General features: G+C 57.6%; 6 protein-coding genes. All 6 read right to left on the bottom strand.

Annotated features, from left to right (window positions below):
• Positions 1–142 precede the first annotated feature (142 nt).
• The 6 genes from proB to obgE all read right to left on the bottom strand — a co-directional run bounded on the left by proB (position 143) and on the right by obgE (position 4,893).
• Positions 143–1,267: a glutamate 5-kinase gene (gene proB / locus BDE01S_RS08220; RefSeq protein ID WP_066080008.1), complete on the bottom strand. Its 1,125-nt coding sequence runs from the start codon at positions 1,265–1,267 to the stop codon at positions 143–145.
• A gap of 37 nt (positions 1,268–1,304) precedes the next feature.
• Entirely contained in the window at positions 1,305–1,604 is a 300-nt protein-coding gene (locus BDE01S_RS08215) for a DUF2818 family protein (RefSeq protein WP_066080005.1), read from the bottom strand.
• Between the two features lie 47 nt (positions 1,605–1,651).
• On the bottom strand, positions 1,652–3,064 hold the full coding sequence (gene cysS, locus BDE01S_RS08210) for a cysteine--tRNA ligase (protein WP_066080002.1): 1,413 nt from the start codon (positions 3,062–3,064) through the stop codon (positions 1,652–1,654).
• A gap of 73 nt (positions 3,065–3,137) precedes the next feature.
• Entirely contained in the window at positions 3,138–3,419 is a 282-nt protein-coding gene (locus BDE01S_RS08205) for a type II toxin-antitoxin system RelE/ParE family toxin (RefSeq protein WP_066079997.1), read from the bottom strand.
• A complete protein-coding gene (locus BDE01S_RS08200) occupies positions 3,416–3,667 on the bottom strand; it encodes a hypothetical protein (protein ID WP_066079994.1) in 252 nt (83 codons plus the stop codon). Before BDE01S_RS08200 ends, BDE01S_RS08205 begins: the two co-directional genes overlap by 4 nt.
• A 71-nt stretch (positions 3,668–3,738) precedes the next feature.
• Positions 3,739–4,893 (bottom strand): GTPase ObgE, encoded by a 1,155-nt coding sequence (gene obgE / locus BDE01S_RS08195; protein ID WP_066079991.1) that lies wholly within the window; start codon positions 4,891–4,893, stop codon positions 3,739–3,741.
• Between the last annotated feature and the right edge of the window lie 134 nt (positions 4,894–5,027).

Here is a 5,027-nt window from a genome sequence, read left to right as displayed (position 1 = left end):
CCAGAATTTCAATATATTCAAAAAAAGCCGTCTGAAAACGGTGGCAACGGCATCCTTTCGGAAACCTGTTGCTGCTTTTTCAGACGGCTTTTTTTCAGACGGCTTTTTTTCAGACGGCTTGAATACGCTGTTTGCGGCTTGTTCAGCGGCGCACAGCCATATTGTCGCGGTGGATTAATTCGTCTTCATGGGCGTAGCCGAGCTGGGCGGCGATATGCTCGGAATCGGTTTGCAGCAGTTTGGCAGTTTCTTCGCTGCTGTAATTGATGAGACCGCGGGCGATTTCCCTGCCCTCAGGGTTGACCACCGCCACCAGTTCGCCTCGGTGGAAATGGCCTTCCACCGCCACGCAGCCGACGCTCAGCAGGCTGGCGTGTTTTTCGGCAACGGCGCGCTCGGCGCCGCTGTCTACGGTGATTTTGCCGGCAAGCTGGACATGACCGAGCAGCCATTGTTTGCGGGCGGCCACGCGGCTGTGTGCGCTGGTAAACAGTGTGCCGATGCTTTCGCCCTGTTGCAGGCGCACGAGTACGTTCGGCTCGCGGCCGCTGGCGATAACGGTGGATGCGCCACTCAGGGCTGCGCGTTTGGCGGCGGTGACTTTGGTGTACATGCCGCCGGTGCCGACGCTGCTGCCTGCGCCGCCGGCCATGCTTTCCAAATCGGGATGGTCGGCTTCGATTTGGCGGATAAACTGGGCGCTCGGGTTTTTGCGCGGGTCGCTGTCGTAAAGGCCGCTTTGGTCGGTGAGGATGACGAGCGCGTCGGCGTCCACAAGGTTGGTGACGAGCGCGCCCAGGGTGTCGTTGTCGCCGAGCTTGATTTCATCGGTGGTGACGGTGTCGTTTTCGTTGATGATGGGTACGATGCCTTTTTCAACCAGGGTCAGCAAGGTGCTGCGGGCATTGAGGTAGCGGGTGCGGTTGCTCAGGTCTTCGTGGGTCAGCAAGACTTGTGCGGTGTGGATTTGGTGGTAAGCAAAGGCGTATTCGTAGGCCTGCGCGATGCCCATCTGACCGACGGCGGCGGCGGCCTGCAGTTCGTTGATTGCGGTCGGCCGCTTCGCCCAGCCCAGCCGTTTGATGCCCTCGGCAATCGCGCCGCTGGACACGAAAATGACGTTGGTGCCTTTGGCTTTGAGTTCGGCAATCTGCGTCGCCCAACGGTTGAGCGCGGCCTGGTCGATGCCTTTGCCTTCGGCGGTGACGAGGCTGGAGCCGACTTTGACGACAATCAGCTTGGCTTGGGAAAGGTTTTGAATGCTCATAAGGGGTTTCCTGAAAAAGGGGCGGGTTTCAGACGGCCTATTCGCGGTTTCGCCCGTGCCAGAAGTAACGCCACACGAAACACGGGAAGGCGAAAATCAGATACAGGCAGGCATTGATGACATAAAATTCCCAACCCTGCGGATGCACCGTGCCGGCGCGCGATTCGAGCAGGTAGGCTAGAGCGGCGGTGATGCCGAAGCCGATAAAAAGCTCCAGCAGATGGTGGCCGAAATGCTTTTTCGCCACGGGAATCACGCCCAGCAGCTTTTGGGTGAGAAACGGGGCGTTGGCGAAAATCAGGGCCAGCAGTAATAAGGTGTACATGGGGGCGGTCATAGCGTGCTTTCTTTTTCAGACGGCTTGTGTCATCGGAATACGGCCGCTTAACCGCGCCGCCAAGTCGTGCCGCCCGCGCCGTCTTCCAAAATAATGTTGGCTTCGTTCAACACATCGCGGATACGGTCGGATTCCGCCCAGTTTTTCTCGGCACGCGCCTGCTTGCGCGCTTCAATCAACGCATCGATTTCTTCGTTGGAAAGGCCGTCTGAAACCGTATTGCCACCCTGCAGAAATTCAACCGGATCGCGTTGCAGCAAGCCCAGCACGCCGCCCAGTGCCTTCAGGCAGGCCGCCAGCGCCGCATCGTTGGTTTTATTGACTTCGCCGGCCAGCTCGAACAATACCGCCATGGCTTCAACGGTATTGAAATCATCGTCCATCGCAGCGAAGAAACGGCGGGTGTAACCGTTGGCGTTTTCGCTCAGGGCAAATTCAGACGGCGCGGTGTTTTTCAGTGTGGTGTAGAGGCGGGTCAACGCGCCTTTGGCATCGTCCAAATGCGCGTCGGAGTAATTCAGCGGGCTGCGGTAGTGGGCGCGCAGGATAAAGAAGCGCACCACTTCGGCATCGTATTGCTTCAACACTTCGCGGATGGTGAAAAAATTGCCCAGCGATTTGGACATTTTTTCGCCGTCCACGCGGATAAAGCCGTTGTGCAGCCAGTATTTCACATGGCTGGCGATGGTTTTACCGCCGTGGTCGTGGCCGCAGGTATGGCCGAGTGCGCCCACGCTTTGGGCGATTTCGTTTTCATGGTGCGGAAACTGTAAATCTGCGCCGCCGCCGTGGATGTCAAACGTTTCGCCGAAGAGGTTTTCACCCATCGCCGAGCATTCGATGTGCCAACCCGGACGGCCTTGACCCCACGGGCTTTCCCACGCCGGTTCGCCCGCTTTGGCGGCTTTCCACAACACGAAATCCAAAGGATCGCGTTTGAAGCCGTCCACCTCCACGCGCTCGCCCGCCCGCAAATCGTCCAGCGACTTGCCGGAAAGCTGGCCGTAGGCGGCAAACTCGCGCACGGCGTAATACACGTCGCCGTTTTCCGCCGGATACGCCTTGCCCTTGGCAATCAGCGTTTCAATCATGGCAATCATTTGGCCGATATGCTCGGTGGCCTTAGGCTCTTCATCGGGGCGCAACACACCCAGCGCATCGGCATCCTCGTTCATCGCTTGGATAAAACGCGCGGTCAACTCGCCGATTGTCTCGCCGTTTTCCGCAGCGCGGGCGATGATTTTGTCGTCGATGTCGGTAATGTTGCGCACATAAGTGAGCGGATAGCCGCTCTGGCGCAGCCAGCGGGCAATCATGTCAAACACCACCATCACGCGGGCGTGACCCAAATGGCAGTAGTCGTACACGGTCATGCCGCAAACGTACATGCGCACGTTTTCGGGATTGATGGGGGTAAAGGGTTCTTTTTGGCGGGTGAGGGTGTTGTAGAGGTTTAGCATGGTCAATAATGGAAATATCAATAAAAAGGTGTCAATAGGGGGAGGCCGTCTGAAATATTCAGACGGCCTGTATTTATTCGCCGTGTAATTGCCGCGTTGATTTCAATGCCACAATCCATAAGACATCATCTTGTATTTCATACACAATCCGATATTTTCCGCGAATGGGAAACAGCTCGCGCGTATTCGGAATCAGGCCGGCTTTGCCCATGTGTGGGTTGGCGGCGGCAAGCTGAATCAGGCGTTCAAATTCATTGAGGTATTTTTCAGCGCTGGCTACGCCGGCAAAATCAGCAACGTGGGCTAATATGGTGATTAATCCTTCTTCGGCTTCGTTTGACCAAAGAATATTCATTTCGCGGCTTTTCCGTGCAGCATATTGCGGGCACGGCCGATTGCTTCATCATGCGATGTAAAACGCCCTGCGGCAATGTCTGCCCGCCCGCGTGCAACTGCGGCGGCAAGCTCATCGTATTCGCGCTTTTGCTCGATATAGCTGTCAAACATTTTCAGCAGCAGGCTGCTTTGGCTCTCGCCGGTTTCCCGCTCCAATTGGGCTAAGGCTGCCGCGCGGCTGGGGTTCAGTTCGATTTGTGCAAGCATCGCATCCTCCTTGGAATGGATAGGCCGTCTGAAACACGATAACAAATTTTTCAGACGGCCTCAATCTCAACTCACTCCGCCAAAAACACGCTGGTATCCGTTTTCGGCTGTTGCCCGGCTGCTTCCGCCGCAGCCGCGGCTTTAGCCGCTTCTTCTTCCAGCGCCGCCAAGCGTTTTTTCTCGCTCAGGTATTGGTTGATTTGGCGCACCAAATCCTGCGTGCCTTGGTGGGCGAGTGCGCTGATTTTAAACAGGCGCGGGGTGGTCATGTCGAATTCGAAGCGGTCGTCGGGCGCAGGGTAATCCCAGCCGATTTGTTTGAGAAACTCGGCGGCGCGCGCTTCTGCTTCTTCTTCGTCCAGCATATCGAGCTTGTTGAGCACCAGCCAGCGCGGTTTGTCGTAAAGCCCGGCGTCGTATTTGCGGAGCTCTTCCACAATCGCCAGTGCTTCGGCGGCGGGGTTGACGCTCTCGTCAAACGGCGCCAAATCGACAACGTGCAGCAAGAGGCCGGTGCGTTGCAGATGTTTCAAAAAGCGGTGTCCCAAGCCCGCACCTTCGGCCGCGCCTTCAATCAGGCCGGGGATGTCGGCCATGACGAAGCTGTGGTTTTCGTCGAGGCGCACCACGCCCAAGTTGGGGTGCATGGTGGTAAACGGGTAATCGGCGATTTTCGGGCGGGCGGCGGACACGGCGGTAATCAGCGTGGATTTGCCGGCGTTCGGCATACCGAGCAGGCCGACGTCAGCCAAGACTTTCAATTCCAGTTGCAGCGAGCGCGCTTCGCCTTCTTCGCCCGGTGTGGCCTGCTTCGGTGCGCGGTTGACGGAGGATTTGAAGTGGATGTTGCCCAAGCCGCCTTTGCCGCCGCGCGCCAAGATGACGCGTTGGCCGTGGTGGGTGAGGTCGGCGACGATTTCGTCGGTGTCCAAGTCGCGGATCAGCGTGCCCACGGGCATGCGCAGTTCGATGTCGTCCGCGCCTGCGCCGTAGCGGTCGGCACCGTGGCCTTTTTCGCCGTTTTTGGCTTGGTAGCGTTTCACAAAGCGGTATTCGACCAGCGTATTGATGTTTTCGTCGGCCACGGCCCATACGCTGCCGCCCTTGCCGCCGTCGCCGCCGTCGGGGCCGCCGCGCGGAACGAATTTTTCGCGGCGGAAGCTGGCCGCGCCGTTGCCGCCGCGTCCAGCGACGACTTCGATTTTTGCTTCATCGATAAATTTCATGGTGTTTCCAATAGGGTTCAGACGGCCTGCCGTCTGAAAAAATAGGTTTGACAGGCCGACATTATAAAGGATAAGCGTCTGTTTGTCGGGATATATAGTCGGTGATTTAATCCTGCTACAGCGTTGGCTCGCCC

This window comes from Bergeriella denitrificans NBRC 102155 (assembly GCF_001592185.1).
Classification (GTDB): domain Bacteria; phylum Pseudomonadota; class Gammaproteobacteria; order Burkholderiales; family Neisseriaceae; genus Neisseria; species Neisseria denitrificans.
The sequence above is the reverse complement of the archived record's forward strand: the minus strand, read 5'-3'. Positions and strand labels throughout refer to the sequence as shown.

What these genes read in the sequence shown, in the direction of transcription:
- proB (WP_066080008.1), bottom strand. Translation starts at nt 1,267, where the DNA reads ATGAGCATTCAAAACCTTTCCCAAGCCAAGCTGATTGTCGTCAAAGTC.
- BDE01S_RS08215 (WP_066080005.1), bottom strand. Translation starts at nt 1,604, where the DNA reads ATGACCGCCCCCATGTACACCTTATTACTGCTGGCCCTGATTTTCGCC.
- cysS (WP_066080002.1), bottom strand. Translation starts at nt 3,064, where the DNA reads ATGCTAAACCTCTACAACACCCTCACCCGCCAAAAAGAACCCTTTACC.
- BDE01S_RS08205 (WP_066079997.1), bottom strand. Translation starts at nt 3,419, where the DNA reads ATGAATATTCTTTGGTCAAACGAAGCCGAAGAAGGATTAATCACCATA.
- BDE01S_RS08200 (WP_066079994.1), bottom strand. Translation starts at nt 3,667, where the DNA reads ATGCTTGCACAAATCGAACTGAACCCCAGCCGCGCGGCAGCCTTAGCC.
- obgE (WP_066079991.1), bottom strand. Translation starts at nt 4,893, where the DNA reads ATGAAATTTATCGATGAAGCAAAAATCGAAGTCGTCGCTGGACGCGGC.